The sequence below is a fragment of the Caproiciproducens lactatisolvens genome, from assembly GCF_052443335.1.
Taxonomy (GTDB): domain Bacteria; phylum Bacillota; class Clostridia; order Oscillospirales; family Acutalibacteraceae; genus Caproiciproducens.
Map to the genome: position 1 here is coordinate 2,927,722 of NZ_CP195750.1, position 15,517 is coordinate 2,943,238.

Below are 15,517 nucleotides of genomic sequence, written 5' to 3' on the forward strand. Positions count from 1 at the left end.
TTCTTTTTTCAATGTCACCAGACGTGGGGAACCAGTCTCCAGGTACGCTGTTCATAGTCCCTGTAAACCGCGCCGAAGCTTTTTTCCAGCGCTTTTTCCTCCGTGCGGATACGGTAGCCGTACACGGCGGCGGCAATCAGCAGGGTGGCCGGGATCCCAAGGACGGACCGGAAGGCCAGCGAGATTCCCAACAGCGTCAGGATGCTTCCGGTATACGCCGGATGGCGGATGAGCCTGTACGGTCCATTCTGTACGATTTTCTGTTCCGAACCGACCCGCACCACCATGGAAAAAAATTTTCTCAGTGTCCAGACGGAATACAGCCGAAGAATCATGCCGGAAACGGCAGCCGCGAATCCCAGCCAGAAAACGGGCACAGGCAGCACGACCGGAAAAAGTCGGATATAGAGCGGGTTCAGAAGAACGGACAGCCAGAATCCGACGATAATCAGCAGCATGGACCCTCTGTCCTCACCGTTCCTTTTTTCACCCTTTTGATTGTTCCGGGCGGTCAGCAGCAGGATCGCCGTTTCCATCAGCAATACCGCGATCAGTAAAATCTGAAAAACATTTTTCAGAACCGGCCCGGGAAAATACGTATCGCCATAAAAATACAAGTCAACATCTTCTTTCGTGAGGGTGCAAAGCCGGCTCAGATATAATGGATCTCTATGCCGCCGAGCTGTACGTTGCCCGTCAGGGTAAGCTGCGGGGCGTTTTCCGCGGGCTGTGCCAGACGGATGTCGTTGTCCACGCCGCCAAGGCTGGTGCTTACATGGTCAATGACCTGCCAGGAGCGGGGAACATAGAGCTTAATGGCGCCGAAGCTGCAGTCAAGGAAAATCTCCGCGCCGTCCGGACTGAGCTGAGCCTGATCGAAGAACAGCTCCAGCGCGCCGAACGAGACGTAGAACTGTCCGCTTTTCAGGCTGTCGCCGTGCAGATACTTGCTGGATGCGCCGAAGTTCACTTTTGCGTAGGGGTTGTTGTCGTCGATGTTTTCCGTCGTCGGCTGAATGGACTCTCCATGGTGCCAGCACATGTGGCTGTTCGGGTGCCTGTGAAAGAGAAAGCTGAAGCCCGTGCTGGCAAAAATGGCGGCCAGAATCAAAAGCCAGAGGGAAATCCGGACGAAGTGAAGCGGCTGCTGGTAGATCACATAAAGAAATGCCAGAGGAACGAAAATGCCGAAGTAATTGCGGTGAACCGCGCTGCTGATCAGCAGCGCCGCGAGCAGAACCGTCGCCAGAACGCTGGCAAACCCGATCTGTACAAAAGACCCTGTCTGGCTGGCAATGACAAATACCGCCGAGAGCAGGAAGAAAATGCCCCAAAACCAATTTCTACTTTTCATAAGTGCTCCTTTCGTTTAAACGCTGCCGCAGCTCGCTGTAATAGTACCGCGACACGTATACCTGTTTGTGGCTGTTGATAAACTGAACCAGACTGGAAGCGGTAAGGTTCCGCGTGATGGAGTACACCTGCAGGATATTGACGATGGTGGATTTCGCCGCCCGCACAAAGTTTTTCGGAAGAATTTCCTCCAGCTCGTACAGACGGTATTTGATCCGGTAAGCGTCGTTTGCGGTGTGGGCGTAAATATGCTCCCCCTCCGTTTCAAAGAACAGGACCTCGTCCAGCGGAAAATAGAATTCCTGATTCTGTTTAAAAAAGGTGATCTTGGTGTTCTGGGAGGACTGTTCCAGAACATAGCGGTGTATTTTCTGAACGGTGTCGTCCACGCGGCCGCAGCGGATCAGCACCTCATCCTCATCCAGATCGTTGACTACCTCAATGCGTATCTTCACCTGACCACCCCCTCTGCAGACAGTATAGCGGGTTTGCGGAAGGATGAAAAGGGGAAAACGCCGTCCGGTCGCATTTGTGCCCGCAACAGGTAACAAAATCCGGGTAAAAGGGGGCGTCCGGCCCGATTGGCGCGGTGACCGAAAAACGGCGGCCCGGCCCCTGTGCGAACGCAAAAAGGGAACCCGGCGAACCGGGTTCCCTTGAGAATGTCGGAAGCAGGCATACAGACTCTCCGGTCAGGCTTCGCCCGCCAGGCCCCTCACGGAGCGGGCTAAAAAGGAGGAACGGCTTGATCGGCTTCAAAAAAGCTCAGCGCAGCTGCAGGAGCTTGTTTTTCAGGTCGGTTTCCAGCTTTCTGAGCTCCTGTTCCGCCTGCGTGCGTTTTTCGCGGCCGTCCTTCTGGATCTGCATAACCTCGTCCAGCGTGGAGATGAGCGTCTCGTTGGTATGCTTCAGCGTTTCGATGTCCACAATTCCGCGCTCGGACTCCTTCTGCGTTTCGATCGTCGCCATTTTGAGCGCGTCGGCATTCTTGCGCAGCAGGGTGTTCGTCATATCCGTGACCTCGCGCTGGGCCTTGGCCGCCTGTGTGGAGTGCTCCACGCCCAGCGCCAGCACCATCTGGCTTTTCCACAGAGGAATGGTGTTGACAATGGTCGACTGGATTTTTTCACTCATAATCAGATCGTTGTTCTGTATCAGGCGCAGCTGGGGCGCCATCTGAATGGATACCATGCGGGTCAGGTCCAGATCGTGCAGCTTTTTTTCAAAACGGTTGCACATGTTGGACAGGTCGTTCGCCGCCTGTGCGTCCTCCGGCAGGCCGGATGCCTGCGCTTTCTGCTGCAGGGCGGGAAGGTCGTTTGAGCGCACCTGCTTTAGCTTCTGATCTCCGGCGAGCAGATACATGGAAAGCTCCTTGAAATAGGTCTTATTGACCTCATACATTTTATCCAGAATGGAAATATCCTTTAAAAGCTGTACCTGATGCGCTTCCAGCACGTCGCAGATCTGGTCGACGTTGGTTTCCGCCTTGGCGTAACGGGCTTTCAGGGCGATGATTTTATTGCCGCCGCGCTTGAAACGCGCGAAAAAGCCTTTATCGTCCTCGTCGACCTCAAAGCTTTTCAGCTCGGCCACTACGCCGGAGAGCATCTTACCGACTTCGCCCAAATCCTTGGTGCGCACGTTTTCCAGCGCGCTTTCGGAAAAGTCGGTCATTTTTTTCTGGGCCCCCACGCCGTACTGGAGAATCTGGTTGCTGTTCGTCAGGTCGATCTTCGCGGCGAAATCCGCCACCATCTTCTGTTCGGCAGGAGTAAGCTGCGGTTCCGGCGCGGCGCCCTGCGCGGGGACCGCCTGCTCAAGAATCGTCTGTGCGGAAACGGGCTGCCCGGAAGCCGGGTCAAGGGTGAGCTCCGGAACAGGGATCTCATTCTGATTCATGGTAAATCCTCCATACCAATTAATAATTCTTTATCATTCGGTTTCCTTTTAAGAAAGTTTGCTTTCGTCCGGCTCTTTCGCAAAGTCGCTGCCGGTCAGGCCCTCCTGTTTGAGCATGGTTTCCAGCGTGGAAATATCCGCGGAAACGTCAAGCGCGTCGTCGGCGAACAGGGCATCCAACAGGTTTTCAAAGGCTTTGTTGACCGTATCCAGCGCCCGCTCGATTTCCTCCTTGGCTCTGGTAATATTTTCCCCCTGTACCGGCTGTGTTTCAAACTCTTCGTAAGACTTCACCAGCTTCAGGGTCGTGGGCATATAGTAACGAATAAACCGGCGGATGTCCGGCAGCTTTTCGGGATGCTTCCGCACACACTCAAAAATGCGGGCCGTCACGTTTTCAAGCCGGTCCAGCTTTCCGGAGATCACCTCGCCCGACAGGGCGTCGTTTGCGGCGCGGATCTGCCGCAGATACCCGTTGCCCTCTTCCCTGACGGCCGCGAGCTCCGCTTCCTTCGGGTCCGCCTGTTTCGCCTCTTGTGTCCGTGCGGCTTCCGTGCGGGCGGCATAGGCCCTCTCCGCTTCCAGATACTCGCCGTACGTCTTGTCGTCCACCATAAAGCAGGTTTCATCGCGGTCCAGATGCCCCTGCGGGCATGCGCCGCTGACGATCATCTTTTTAAGGTCTTTTTTCGCGCGTTCCTGCGTCACTCCGGCCGTGTCGGCCAGCTTGGCCACCGTGCAGAAAGCCGCGCTGCCCATCGCCTCGCGGTACCGCGCAAAGCGGCGCGCACGGCGGCGCAGGGCGATTCCGTAGCCCATCATGCCGAAAACGGCCAGCGTAATGGGTATTAAAACGGAAAAGGCCACGGCAAAATCCGATAAAGTCATATATCCGGTAACGCCTACCATGAGGACCGAAATGTCCGCGATCAGCATCGGAATTCCCACACTGGCGCCGACGATTGCATAAACAAGGCCGGAAATTCCCCCCGGCATCCTGCTCCGGAACGCGGTACGGACGGACGGTTCCCGGTAGGCAGCCCGCGTATCCTGCGATGCCCGGCCGTAGGTATAAGCCGGGCGCTGACCCGCATCGTTCCCGCTGCGGAGGTCTTCATCATCCTCGCCGGTAAACTTCCGGACGCTTTTGTCCACCGCCCGGCCGATTTCTTCAAAATTGCCGGAGCGCACGGCACGCCGCACGGCTCGTCCGACTTCTCTCCCAATATTATATTTATCGTATTTGTTCCGCATTGCTTCCTCCAGAGAACCCGCTGTGCAGCCCCGTGCACAGATGGACAGTGTTTTCTTCATTATAAATCATTTAACATGAAATAACAACTTCTCCTGAATATTTCGCGCGCCTGCCGGCGGATGTCCGCGGCTGCAGTGAACACGGTTCCCTTAAATGAATGACTTTCAAGAAAAGAGCCGCATCGGATTTCCTTCCGATGCGGCTTTCCTTTATGCGGTGCCTCGTACCTGTTGCGCCAGTCCCCGAATTCCTCCCGCCGCCACTGTAAGCGGGCGAGGAATTTGCTCTCTATTTCAGCAGTTGATTCCTTAATATTCGATATTCTTCATAACTGATCTCGCCATTGTCAAATCGCTCGTTTAGAAGCTCCATTGCATCCGGACGGATTTTCACATATGCCGCATTCAAATTCCGATACTGATTTTTTATACTGAAATATGTTATCGCCAACAAGGCTAAAATTATACCAGCCATTATCATCATATAAAATGCCTCCTAAATCATTACTGTAAATATATCACGTAATTGTGAAGGCATTATGTTCAATTGATTTATAATATTTGAATAAGATAAAACGATGCTTAATTTCTTTGCCGTTTCCGTGAATTTATGATTAGAAAAAAGATATGCTAATATAGGGGTGTTTATTATGGATAATCAACGTGCAAGAGAAATTATCTCATCGCCTGTTATGGCAAATGTGACTCATAACGGGAATAAAGTCTATATGGAAAGGCTGAATGAACCCGATCAATGCTGTGTGATACATTATCTTAACGATCCGGTTACCAAGATCAATGTACCCGTATCCAGCCTGACGGAGAACAAATAAAGAGCAGAAAGCCCTCCCGGCTGCCAAAAAGCAGCTGAGAGGGCCGTTTTTACCGAAGGAATTTACAATACCACCGATAAAATAAGCCGATCGATCATGTTGGTATACGGTATATCCAAGCAAAAAACTCCCGGAAGCCAATCGGAGGTATCTAAGGTTTTGAAGAAAAAGAGTACAATAAATTATAAAGGAGTTGTGCTATCTATGAAGTTCATACTGTCAATGCTTCTCGGACTGGTACTGGGCTGCATTGTGGTTTTTCTAAAACCGGCAAAGAACAAACACCATCATAAAAAATGAGGGCTTCGGATTACTCCGAAGCCTCATCCGCCGCTTTTACTCCAATCGAAGCGCTGGCCGCATTCAACGCAATATTGCTGTGTGGGTGCCGTAGGCGTTCCACAGATTAAGCAAGTATAAAATGCAACCCCCGGTCTGAACATAACATGATCGATCCGAACAGGAACATCGGATATATTTGCTATTGGCTTTTTCGGTATCTGCTTTTCAAGGGCTTCAATGGCTAAATCAGTTGTCCTCATACTGATGCCATTGATATTTCCCCTTCTGTCAGCGAATGATTTTCTATATTTGATATTCTTTAGTGCTGTTATGAAATCTGACTTTTCCATAAAATCACTCCTTGTATTTTATAATATTCGTCCAAAATCTTTTTTGGCCGTACAAAATGGTTCCCTTTTGCTTTCCGGCAGGAGCCGTCCTTTTATAAAATCCGATCACTTTTTGTATCTGCCTGTCCGGGATCCCTAACAGCCATATTGACAAGCTGTCAATGATTCCCATATTAATAGTAATCTTTCCTGATGCCTTTGGTTTCTCTGCCGCCCCGTAAACAAGGGCGGCTTTCTGTTGCAGCTTCAGCGCAAAAGAAATTAGGAGAGCCGGCATCCATGCGGCTTTCCTAATTTCTTTCCTGGTCCGGGTAAAAATGATAGATACGCTTACTCTGCACGTTTTCCCGTCAACGCATTGTACACGGCCTGCTGGATAACTTTGCTGGAAGACGTAGCCCCGGATATCGTATCCACATCTATGCGCTGCTCTTCCAGCATTCTGGACGGCAATACATTTGCCGCTTCTCCCCGCTCGTTGTAGTGTTCCAGCAATTCAAGCTCCTGCATTTTGCCCTCCTTCATCAGGACACGGACTCTGACACGGATAAAGTCGACATCGCAGTCGCCAAAATATTCCCCATCCGGGATTGCTGATAAATCTATATTTTGGACATGGATATCTGCTATCCCCTGCCTATAATTTCTAAGTTCCATAAAATATCTGCCGCCATACACAATCCCAATCACCAGTAAAACAACAACTGCCCACAGAAGTATTTTTTTCCTTTGCATATTAGCCTCCTCAATCGGTTACCCGTCACGCGGTTATGCACGAAACGTCTGTTTGTGCGATGCTCCGCTTTTCCAATAGATGAAAAGAACAATGAGGAACGACACCGCCTGAGCAATCGAAATACGTACGACCTGTAATTCATCTGCTCCGGAAATCGTTACAACATGCAAAATATTGATAATCGTATTGTTGAAGAAGTGGTCAGCCATCGGCATCCAAAGCGATCCGGTGATTTTGGTCAGGAGGCAGAATTTCGTTCCGGCGATTCCTGCTGTCAAAATGAGCAGGAAGGCGGACATGATCGCTCCGGTTGAGCTTATTTCTCCATCCAGAAAACTGCGCACAGGCGCCGCGATATGCCAGACGCCAAAGAGGACGGAAGAAAGAACGATCGCTTTCAGAGAAGAGTATTTAACTTCCAGCAGCTTAACAAACAGGCCGCGGAATATCCCTTCCTCCATAGTCACATTGATAAGGTTGCCCATAATACAAAAGGCAAAAAACAACAAACCGGTTTGCCTACCCTGGTTGCCGTCGATCGCGTAGCTGGTCACATAAGCTTGCAGCGAGGGGCTATTGCCTCCCGACAGTTGCAGGAAGAATTCGGTTCCATAGGCAACCATGAACACGGCCGCACCCAGCAGCAAGCCAAAGAGCGCATTTCTTATTACTGATTTACCCGTAAATCCTATTTCAGGCCATTTGAGTGAAAAATACCGCAGCGCCAGCATGAGCACGATGATGCCCATCAGTTTATGTATAAACGCCTCACCGAAAATGCCTTGATCCGTGCGAATAATCATATATTCAATGGTCCTGAACACAAAGCATACCAAATAGATAACAAGGATGGACCTCAATGGATTCGATCGTTTATTTTTTATCATGCTATGCTCCCCTCTGAATAATGAAAATCGCACATTATTTTTTATTATATTTTATCATACGAAAGAAAAAAAGTCGACTGCGTTTGCAAGACAAAATATTATGGTGGGGTGTCCTTACAGCATTTATGGAAAAAGCCAGTAATATCCAAGTCTTACAGGCAGTTAAGAAGCAGGATCTCGTCCGAAAATCCTTATTATATCGTTCTGTCAGTTACCGTGACCTGCGTAACCACGTCGCGAAGTTAGTCTTTGCCGGTTCTGTATTCTATTCCCTCATCAGCGGTGTTACACCAAGAATCAGTGGCGTTTCAACGGGCATTCCATTGTCGGCGCATCCATTATTCAGCAGGGCTATACAATATGCGCATTTAAGCGCATATTGTATATTAACATCCCTTTTAGCGCATAATATAATAAAACATTACTAACTGCACATAATCATAAAATATATGCTGATAAGCGCATATTTTATTGACGTGTTCCCAAAAGAAAGTTATAATCAACAACAGAGGTGTTTTCAATGTTCTTTTCCTTTGATTACAATCCATTGGTTGCCATAATCGGAGATATCAAAAACTCAAAGCAGTTAGAAAACAGACGTGCTGTGCAGATCCGTCTCAAAGAAGTATTGGATGCAATCAATCATGAGTACCGGGACAACATCGCTTCAAAATTCATGATAACCCTTGGTGACGAGTTTCAGGGGCTTTTAAAAGCAGGTTCCTCCGCGATATTCATTATTGACAAAATCGAAAGGGAAATGCACCCAATTCAATTGCGGTTTGGCATTGGCGTTGGAGAAATAACCACGGATATCAATTCCAATATGCCGTTGGGAGCCGATGGCCCGGCCTATTATAATGCAAGAAAAATGATCGACGGACTAAAGGCATCTGAAAAAAAGAAAATGGAGTCAAAGGTTAATGTCAGAATTGAAGTACAGGGCAATCCTGATATGTCCGAATTAATCAATACCGTTTTTTCATTATTAACGACAATAAAAGAAACGTGGACACCTCGTCAAGTCGAAATTATCAATTCCTATTTAAAAACCGGCGGTACGCAAAAGGATACAGCAAGAATCCTAAACATCAATCAATCCAATGTACAAAAAGCATTATCCTCTGCAAATTACTACACTTATCGAAAAGCGATAGAAACCATTGCGAAAGTTCTATCGGATATAAAGGAGGATAACGGTGTATAAAAATTTATTGATCCTCTTTGTACTTCTTCATGTACTTGGAGATTTCTATCTCCAAACCGATACAATTTCCGAGAAGAAGATCTTCAAGTACAAGTATGTTGTGCTTCATAGTATCCTTTATGCTGCCGTATTCTGTGTGGGCACTATCTTAATATGGTCTATGCAAATTGCTATCGCAGTTTTCGTCTTATCCGTTTTACACTTTTTGATCGATTCGGTTAAGTATCTCTATAGTAAATATGATAATTCCGTCTCAGAATCAATTGTTTATTGCACGGATCAATGGATACACATTTTGTCACTGATAATTACGGTAATCATTTTCAAATACTGCAATTACAATATAGCGGTTTTACCTGAAGCGAAAAGTTTTCTGAGCATATTTACTGATAACGGTATGACCGCTTTAAGATGGTCCTGTATTATTTTGATTGTTTGTAAGCCTGCTAACATCACGATTAAGAAAATATTGTCCCAGTACAAGCCAGGCAGCAAAGATGGAAGCAGCGATAAAACCATCAAAAATGTCGGGGCGTTTATTGGAACACTTGAAAGGATGATCATCGTACTGCTATTGAGTGTAAATCAATATGCCGCGATAGGATTGGTATTAACCGCAAAATCAGTTGCCCGATATGATAAAATATCGAAAGAGCCGCCATTTGCCGAATATTATTTGCTTGGCACCTTGTTGAGTACGTTGCTTGTAATCCTTACATATTTACTGTTATGCAAATGATGATGTGGTCAGAACGGCGAGACCTTTAAGTGTTCTTGTAGAACCCGCAACAGGGCCTTTCGGCATGAGTAAGCGGGTATTACATGGTATATGTTTTTATCTGTCAGCTATTTATCCTTTGAATCAGGTCCAATCAACGATGAGATATCTTCTAAACTGCTGATAATTTCCTTTTGTTTTAAAAAGCGGCAATATTGTTGAAAATCATTTTTCTGATTGGAACTTTCTCTATGGATATAGTCTAAATCAGACCATTCATATCGAACTTTTTCAATTTTTAAAGGAAACGTAATAGGAAATGAAAATCCACCTTTTCTGTCTTCAATAGAAACCAAATCATATTCATGCTTCAGTTTATTATTCGCGTAAGCAAAGGCACGCATTTTCTTTTTGGTTTCAGCAGATATATTACTGTCTTTCTTTACCCGCTCCCAATAATCCAATAAGCTATGGATTGTATTATTCAAAGAATCAAAAACTTTCTGTTTTTTCCCGGGCGAATTCAAATCTTCACAGGCCTCTTCTATTGCAATTCTTAAATTTGAAAAATTGTTCTGGAAGGAGCTCCAAAATCTATCTGTTGTAGATTCCATTAATTTGACCCATCCCTTTCATGGTATGTGCATATTGTACCACAAACAAAAACAGGTTGGAATAAGCCAACCTGTTTTTGTCCTTATGAACATTCGAGGGGTAATTCGTAGTGCGAGTGTTCTTACAGCATTTTTTAAGGACCCAGTAATATCAATGGTTTGAGGGCAATCACAAATCAGTATTTACACCAATAAACCTTGCAAAGTCACATGTGTTTATTGTCTCCGGGCATTTTTCGCTATCGTCCTTCCATGCGGGCAGCTTCGATCAAGTGTGGACGGTTATGCGGCGTTCCGTGTCCTCATCAAGTCCCTTTTTCTCGGTTCGCTTTACCCGTCTTACCAAAATCAGAGAAATGAACATATGGCACGCTTCACCGGCAAGGAAGGTGAGATAAAGCCCCTTTCCGCCGAAAACGAACAGTGAGAGCAACAGAAATATCTGAACAAAGCCGATGCAACGCAGGAAGGAGATCAACGTCGAAAATGCGTTGCGCTCCGTAGTTTGAAAATAGAGGATATTCATGAGCGTTGGACCGATAGCGATGTGCGCAATCGGGTAAAGACGGAGCATTCGAGTCGTCAAGGCTGTCAGCTCCGGGTTGCCTCCACGAAACAGGGTTACAATGCCGCCACTGAACGCAATACAAAGGCTGACCAATACCGCCGGGACAATGAGATTGGTGCGGACTCCAAGACGGTATACCCGGTCAAAAGCCATGGTGTCCCCGCTGCCGTGGTAAAAACTCATGAGGGGTTGAGCGCCCTGGGTAACACCAATCAACGTCATGTTGATTATAGAGCAAACGTACCCGACGATCGAGTAGGCGGTTACCCCAAGCGTTCCTTGCGTACGCATGATCGCCAGGTTAAAGGAAAACGTGACGGCAGGAAGGCTGAATTCCATAAGAAAAGTGGCAAACCCATTGCCGAGAACGCGTTTAACATCGGTGATATCAAAATGAGGCGCGCGAATCCGCAAAACGCCTCGCTTTCTTGCAAAATGAGCAGTATAAAATGTAAGCTCTATCAGCATTCCAATCCCGTTTGTTATAGCTGCGGCTTCAATACCAAAATCTAAAATAAGGATAAAAATGACGTCAAGGATGGCATTGATGACCGCTCCGGTAACGGACGCGAACATGGCCAGCCGCGGGGCGTCGTCGTTACGGACGAATACCGCAAGAAGGCAAACAAGCATTTGCAGCAGTGAAAATGGCGCGATCCATTTCAAATACGCTACGGTGGAAGGCAACAGCATCTCGTCTGCACCAAAAAACACCGCCAGCGGCTGACGGAAGAAGAAGCCTAATAAGGCTATTACCGCCCCAATGGAAACGGCCAGCGTTAAGCATTGGTTGAAGATATTGTTGGCCTTGCCGGCTTCCCCCTGCCCTTTATAAAATGAATATACATTTGCGCCGCCGCTCGCAATCAGCATAGCCAGCGCGATGACCACCATGCTGCAGGGAAACGCGATATTAACTGAGGCAAGCCCGATTTCACCAATCCCCTGTCCCACAATAATACCGTCTAAAATAACATAAAGAGCCTGTACCACCATTCCGATAACGGCTGGAATAACATATTTAACAAATTGTTTATCGTTTTGTTGAGACTGCATGCAAAGGTCCTCCTAAAAAATATACTCGTCGAGCGCGTTTCCGGCCAGCAAAAAAGCCGGATAAAATACCGGGAATCTCCCGACATCTTATCCGGCTCTAATTCTAAGATAAAGCCCTCCGATGAAACGCTCAAATCACCTTATGACTTGAGTTCAAAAAAATTATATCATGGAATACAGCAACTGTCAATACGAGCTCTTCCAGCATTTTCTTATTCAAAAAGCAAGCATACGCGGGAAAATCGAAGAAATCAAGAGAAAGAGCAAGCAGAGTCGTCAAGTTCGACGGCTCTGCTAGTGGTACGAGTGTTCATAACGACAAACTCAGGAATCTGCATAAAATAAAGGTTTTCGGCATCAGGCAAACGAATATTACATTAAAAGTAAAGCGGTCTATAAATATAGAAAGCAATTATCTTTTCATCTGTTCTTCTGCATTCCAGTCAATGGGCGGCAGTGCTTTTCTTGAAAACCATTTACATCCTAAACTAATCCAATGTTTACGCCATTTTGCAATAGATTCATCTTTATTTGGAAAGTCGTCGCACCCAAATTGAAATCCGCAGCAGGGACAAACTTCATCAGAACCTACGCCACGATTGTCATAAGCGGGATTTAACAGTCCATCATATTTACATACAGGACAGATATTCTTCATTAGTTATACCTCCAATAATTAAATTTATTCTCCAGGCTGGTTATCAAAGTACTTTTGGCCGCCGCGTGGTTTAAAGAAAGTTCTGGTTGTTCCATCAGAATTATATGATCCAAAAGTATTTGTTTCAGGATCATAAACTCTGATAATACCATCCATATCTGTTTTCACTTGATAGCGATCTCGCTCCTGAAAAAACCTATTTGCCTGTTGTGCATAATTTTCTTCATTTGGAGCACCAAAATCATTGCCATATCTGTCAAAGTGATCAGGGAGCGCTTCACGATTGCCCCATGTCCGACTACCTCCCCCTCCTCCGCCGAATCCGGATGTGATAACATATCCGCCTGTTTTAATTACATAATGTCCGTTGACTTCTTTTGGTTCCTCAAGCAACTGTGTCGATCCTGCTTTGTAACAGCTATTATCCACAAACCCGTAAAAAGTCTTTTTATGTGGCAGATTGTTAGTTTTGGAGTAATCAACCTTGATAACATGGCCCTTCATTTCGGGAAACGGATCACAGTAGCAAATAACCGCTTTCGGCTCAATACGTCGGAGCATTTCGTTGTAGCCTTGTAGAAAAAAATCCTTTTCTTTTTTTACACCCAATGTAGAAAGTGCAACAACGGAGTTCTTTTCGATTCCATCAAAACAATACCAATAGCTTTGAGGTTGTCCCCAATACACGGTAGGGATTACCGTAAATCCTTTAGACTGTAAGTATGCACCGCACCACCTCGAACGGAATGTGTTGTAAATTTGCAACGATACCGGCATGGTATAATAGGCGCTAAATTGAGGTGACAATACCCCTTTGTACTGACTAAGTTTTTCAAGACGCGGCTCAGGATCATTCCAGACGACTTCAAATTTGTAATCATCCAAAAAAAAGTGGACAAAACTTTGCTCATTAGCTTTATCGCCGGGTTTAATTTGGTCATAACCAATCAGTTGAACATCTTTGAGGTCAATGTTCTGCCGACAAATAATTGGCATTTCAAAGACCCCATCACTCTTGAATTGATTTCTCAGAAACAACGGGTTGCTTCTGAATTCTTCACTAGTCACACTTTTCACCCTTTGGAAAGTTTAGTAGGCAAAAAATATGCCTCCACATATACCCCCAAAAAGGATAAGAATTGCATTGAAAAGGGCAACATTATTTAGATTTATAAAGATATATTATCATAAACTTTTGATATAAGGGTAATTTCAAGATATTTTTTAATAAATTAAACCTAATAATGGCAGAAAACAAAGGCAGGCTGACATATCATCAGCTTGCCTTTGTCGTTATGACCACTCGAGGGTCATTCGCAATGGTGCGGATAACAGGACTTGAAGGTATTGGCACATTCCGCCCGCGTTCCGCGAGTCCCTCAGTTCTTCTTTCTGCAATAAATTCCCCAGCCATTTCTCCGGACCTGCGCCGGCAGATTTTCACCGGTCATCGTACAAAAATGGCGGTCCGGCCCTTCGGGCCGGACCGCCGTTTTGGTGCGGATAACAGGACTTGAACCTGCACGAGGGTTACTCACCAGAATCTAAATCTGGCGTGTCTGCCAATTCCACCATATCCGCGTGCGAAAGCTATTATACCGTAATAACAGCTTTTTTGCAAGCCCTTTATCCGCCCAGAATCCCCTGCTCCAGCATGGACTGGGCGGCCAGCATCGCACCGAGACGGCCGCTGTGGTAGTTCAGCCCGCCCTGCATCCACGCGGCGTAAGGCTCGCGCAGGGGCGCGTCCGCGGAAAGCTCAATGGAAGCGCCGAGCGTGAACGCGCCCGCGGCCATAATGACCTTGCAGTCGTAGCCGGGCATATCCCAAGGCTCCGGGGTCACAAAGGAATCCACGGGAGCGCCCTTCTGCACCCCTTTGCAGAAAGCGATCAGCGCCTCTTCCCCTCGCAGCAGCACGGCCTGGATGATATCGGCGCGCGGTTCGTCGTACTTCGGGGTGACGTCGTATCCGAAAAGGCTGAACAGCGCCGCGGTAAACGAGGCGGTTTTCAGTGCTTCGCCGGTGACGTGCGGCGCGTGGAAAGCGCCCATGAACAGCTCCCGGTTGTTGCCGAGGGTCGCGCCGATTTCGCGGCCGGTGCCCGGCGTGGTCAGACGGTAGGAACAGCTTTCCACCAGATCCCTGCGTCCGGCGATATACCCCCCGGTAGGCGCGACGCCGCCGCCCGGATTTTTTATCAGCGAACCGGCCATCAGGTCCGCCCCGCGGCCGACCGGTTCCGCCGTCTGGACAAATTCGCCGTAGCAGTTGTCCACCATCACGATGCAGTCCGGCGCCTTGGCTTTTACAGTCTTCGCTATTTTTTCAATATCCTCCACAAAAAGGGAAGGCCTCAGGCTGTATCCGCGCGAACGCTGGACATAGACCATCCTGATTCCCGGATTGACCCGCCGCCCGATTTCCTCATAATCAGGCGTTCCGTCCGCTTTCAGCTCCAGCTGTTCGTACCGAATACCAAACTCCTTTAAAGAGCCGTTGCCGTCGCCGGTAAGGCCGATGACGCCGCGCAGGGTGTCGTAGGGAATCCCCGTTACGCTGAGCATAACGTCGCCCGGGCGCAGCACCCCGAACAGCGCCACCGTCAGCGCGTGCGTGCCGCTGACGAAATTATAGCGTACAAGCGCATCCTGAGCGCCGAGCGCCGCGGCATAAACCGCGTCCAGCGCGTCACGCCCGCGGTCGCCGTAGCCGTAACCGGTTGACGCCGCAAAATGGCTTTCGCTGACCCCCGCCTGATTAAACGCCGCCATCATCTTCTGCTGGTTGTAATCGGTAGTCCCGTCGATTCTTTCCAGAACCGGCGCAATCATTTTCGACGCCTTTTCCGCGGCGTCCTTTATCTTTTTATCGATTGTGAAATAAGGGTAAAGCATGTTTGTTCCTCAACTATTCCTCTTCATTGGCAAAACGGACCACGAGCTTGCCGTCCCGGTCTAAAAGCGGAGTCAGCCCGCCCGCATAGCCCCACGATGTCTGCAGATAATGGACGCCGGTTTCCGTGTCCACAAGAATCCTCTGCACATCCACCGTCCCCTGCGAATAAAGGATCTTGAATCTCTTTTCTTTCATCGGTA

At 47.8% G+C, this 15,517-nt stretch carries 18 protein-coding genes and 1 tRNA gene; 3 read left to right on the top strand and 16 right to left on the bottom strand.

Annotated elements, in window-relative coordinates; genetic code table 11:
* Positions 1–14: 14 nt before the first annotated feature.
* From ACRQV7_RS14435 to ACRQV7_RS14460, 6 genes are all read right to left on the bottom strand, one after another.
* The gene (locus ACRQV7_RS14435) at positions 15–617 is read right to left on the bottom strand and encodes a methyltransferase family protein (protein WP_444658779.1); all 603 of its coding nucleotides are present in this window, start codon (positions 615–617) and stop codon (positions 15–17) included.
* 35 nt (positions 618–652) lie between these two features.
* Positions 653–1,354 carry a LiaF transmembrane domain-containing protein gene (locus ACRQV7_RS14440; protein ID WP_444658780.1) on the bottom strand — a complete coding sequence of 234 codons (702 nt, stop codon included), beginning with the start codon at positions 1,352–1,354 and terminating at the stop codon, positions 653–655.
* On the bottom strand, positions 1,344–1,808 hold the full coding sequence (locus ACRQV7_RS14445) for a LytTR family DNA-binding domain-containing protein (RefSeq protein ID WP_444658781.1): 465 nt from the start codon (positions 1,806–1,808) through the stop codon (positions 1,344–1,346). Before ACRQV7_RS14445 ends, ACRQV7_RS14440 begins: the two co-directional genes overlap by 11 nt.
* Before the next feature lie 310 nt (positions 1,809–2,118).
* Entirely contained in the window at positions 2,119–3,255 is a 1,137-nt protein-coding gene (locus ACRQV7_RS14450; protein WP_444658782.1) for a toxic anion resistance protein, read from the bottom strand.
* A gap of 48 nt (positions 3,256–3,303) precedes the next feature.
* Complete coding sequence (locus ACRQV7_RS14455) at positions 3,304–4,509, bottom strand: 5-bromo-4-chloroindolyl phosphate hydrolysis family protein (RefSeq protein WP_275713236.1); 1,206 nt, start codon at positions 4,507–4,509, stop codon at positions 3,304–3,306.
* Positions 4,510–4,798: 289 nt separating this feature from the next.
* Positions 4,799–4,993, bottom strand: a complete 195-nt coding sequence (locus ACRQV7_RS14460; RefSeq protein WP_275717685.1) for a hypothetical protein — start codon at positions 4,991–4,993, stop codon at positions 4,799–4,801.
* Between the two features lie 166 nt (positions 4,994–5,159).
* On the opposite strand from ACRQV7_RS14460, the gene ACRQV7_RS14465 reads away from it, so the two are divergent.
* Positions 5,160–5,342 carry an H-type small acid-soluble spore protein gene (locus tag ACRQV7_RS14465; RefSeq protein WP_444658783.1) on the top strand — a complete coding sequence of 61 codons (183 nt, stop codon included), beginning with the start codon at positions 5,160–5,162 and terminating at the stop codon, positions 5,340–5,342.
* A 323-nt stretch (positions 5,343–5,665) separates the two neighbouring features.
* On the opposite strand, the gene ACRQV7_RS14470 is transcribed toward ACRQV7_RS14465, so the two are convergent.
* The 3 genes from ACRQV7_RS14470 to ACRQV7_RS14480 all read right to left on the bottom strand — a co-directional run bounded on the left by ACRQV7_RS14470 (position 5,666) and on the right by ACRQV7_RS14480 (position 7,597).
* Positions 5,666–5,974 (bottom strand): hypothetical protein, encoded by a 309-nt coding sequence (locus ACRQV7_RS14470; protein WP_444658784.1) that lies wholly within the window; start codon positions 5,972–5,974, stop codon positions 5,666–5,668.
* A gap of 330 nt (positions 5,975–6,304) precedes the next feature.
* Positions 6,305–6,709 carry an FMN-binding protein gene (locus ACRQV7_RS14475; RefSeq protein WP_275717682.1) on the bottom strand — a complete coding sequence of 135 codons (405 nt, stop codon included), beginning with the start codon at positions 6,707–6,709 and terminating at the stop codon, positions 6,305–6,307.
* 33 nt (positions 6,710–6,742) lie between these two features.
* On the bottom strand, positions 6,743–7,597 hold the full coding sequence (locus ACRQV7_RS14480) for a CPBP family intramembrane glutamic endopeptidase (RefSeq protein WP_444658785.1): 855 nt from the start codon (positions 7,595–7,597) through the stop codon (positions 6,743–6,745).
* A gap of 520 nt (positions 7,598–8,117) precedes the next feature.
* Here ACRQV7_RS14480 and ACRQV7_RS14485 point away from each other — a divergent pair.
* Together ACRQV7_RS14485 and ACRQV7_RS14490 are read left to right on the top strand one after the other, a co-directional pair.
* Positions 8,118–8,804, top strand: coding sequence for a SatD family protein (locus ACRQV7_RS14485; protein ID WP_275717680.1), 687 nt, complete (start codon positions 8,118–8,120; stop codon positions 8,802–8,804).
* Positions 8,797–9,543 carry a DUF3307 domain-containing protein gene (locus ACRQV7_RS14490; protein ID WP_444658786.1) on the top strand — a complete coding sequence of 249 codons (747 nt, stop codon included), beginning with the start codon at positions 8,797–8,799 and terminating at the stop codon, positions 9,541–9,543. The genes ACRQV7_RS14485 and ACRQV7_RS14490 overlap by 8 nt, the downstream gene beginning before the upstream one ends.
* A 107-nt stretch (positions 9,544–9,650) precedes the next feature.
* On the opposite strand, the gene ACRQV7_RS14495 is transcribed toward ACRQV7_RS14490, so the two are convergent.
* The 7 genes from ACRQV7_RS14495 to ACRQV7_RS14525 form a co-directional block, all read right to left on the bottom strand.
* Positions 9,651–10,136, bottom strand: a complete 486-nt coding sequence (locus tag ACRQV7_RS14495) for a hypothetical protein (RefSeq protein ID WP_444658787.1) — start codon at positions 10,134–10,136, stop codon at positions 9,651–9,653.
* Between the two features lie 268 nt (positions 10,137–10,404).
* Entirely contained in the window at positions 10,405–11,760 is a 1,356-nt protein-coding gene (locus tag ACRQV7_RS14500; protein ID WP_444658788.1) for an MATE family efflux transporter, read from the bottom strand.
* 412 nt (positions 11,761–12,172) lie between these two features.
* Positions 12,173–12,418, bottom strand: coding sequence for a hypothetical protein (locus ACRQV7_RS14505; RefSeq protein ID WP_275717676.1), 246 nt, complete (start codon positions 12,416–12,418; stop codon positions 12,173–12,175).
* Positions 12,419–12,442: 24 nt separating this feature from the next.
* The gene (locus ACRQV7_RS14510) at positions 12,443–13,486 is read right to left on the bottom strand and encodes a DUF4417 domain-containing protein (RefSeq protein ID WP_444658789.1); all 1,044 of its coding nucleotides are present in this window, start codon (positions 13,484–13,486) and stop codon (positions 12,443–12,445) included.
* Positions 13,487–13,913: 427 nt separating this feature from the next.
* Positions 13,914–13,999: transfer RNA gene (locus ACRQV7_RS14515), tRNA-Leu, on the bottom strand.
* A gap of 45 nt (positions 14,000–14,044) precedes the next feature.
* A complete protein-coding gene (locus ACRQV7_RS14520) occupies positions 14,045–15,316 on the bottom strand; it encodes a methionine gamma-lyase family protein (protein ID WP_444658790.1) in 1,272 nt (423 codons plus the stop codon).
* A gap of 13 nt (positions 15,317–15,329) precedes the next feature.
* Positions 15,330–15,512, bottom strand: a complete 183-nt coding sequence (locus tag ACRQV7_RS14525; RefSeq protein WP_444658791.1) for a DUF6440 family protein — start codon at positions 15,510–15,512, stop codon at positions 15,330–15,332.
* Positions 15,513–15,517: the final 5 nt, after the last annotated feature.

Excerpts from the sequence above, each read along its gene's own strand:
- ACRQV7_RS14440 (WP_444658780.1), bottom strand. The coding sequence starts at position 1,354 with ATGAAAAGTAGAAATTGGTTTTGGGGCATTTTCTTCCTGCTCTCGGCG.
- ACRQV7_RS14450 (WP_444658782.1), bottom strand. The coding sequence starts at position 3,255 with ATGAATCAGAATGAGATCCCTGTTCCGGAGCTCACCCTTGACCCGGCT.
- ACRQV7_RS14455 (WP_275713236.1), bottom strand. The coding sequence starts at position 4,509 with ATGCGGAACAAATACGATAAATATAATATTGGGAGAGAAGTCGGACGA.
- ACRQV7_RS14460 (WP_275717685.1), bottom strand. The coding sequence starts at position 4,993 with ATGATGATAATGGCTGGTATAATTTTAGCCTTGTTGGCGATAACATAT.
- ACRQV7_RS14465 (WP_444658783.1), top strand. The coding sequence starts at position 5,160 with ATGGATAATCAACGTGCAAGAGAAATTATCTCATCGCCTGTTATGGCA.
- ACRQV7_RS14470 (WP_444658784.1), bottom strand. The coding sequence starts at position 5,974 with ATGGAAAAGTCAGATTTCATAACAGCACTAAAGAATATCAAATATAGA.
- ACRQV7_RS14475 (WP_275717682.1), bottom strand. The coding sequence starts at position 6,709 with ATGCAAAGGAAAAAAATACTTCTGTGGGCAGTTGTTGTTTTACTGGTG.
- ACRQV7_RS14480 (WP_444658785.1), bottom strand. The coding sequence starts at position 7,597 with ATGATAAAAAATAAACGATCGAATCCATTGAGGTCCATCCTTGTTATC.
- ACRQV7_RS14485 (WP_275717680.1), top strand. The coding sequence starts at position 8,118 with ATGTTCTTTTCCTTTGATTACAATCCATTGGTTGCCATAATCGGAGAT.
- ACRQV7_RS14495 (WP_444658787.1), bottom strand. The coding sequence starts at position 10,136 with ATGGAATCTACAACAGATAGATTTTGGAGCTCCTTCCAGAACAATTTT.
- ACRQV7_RS14500 (WP_444658788.1), bottom strand. The coding sequence starts at position 11,760 with ATGCAGTCTCAACAAAACGATAAACAATTTGTTAAATATGTTATTCCA.
- ACRQV7_RS14505 (WP_275717676.1), bottom strand. The coding sequence starts at position 12,418 with ATGAAGAATATCTGTCCTGTATGTAAATATGATGGACTGTTAAATCCC.
- ACRQV7_RS14520 (WP_444658790.1), bottom strand. The coding sequence starts at position 15,316 with ATGCTTTACCCTTATTTCACAATCGATAAAAAGATAAAGGACGCCGCG.
- ACRQV7_RS14525 (WP_444658791.1), bottom strand. The coding sequence starts at position 15,512 with ATGAAAGAAAAGAGATTCAAGATCCTTTATTCGCAGGGGACGGTGGAT.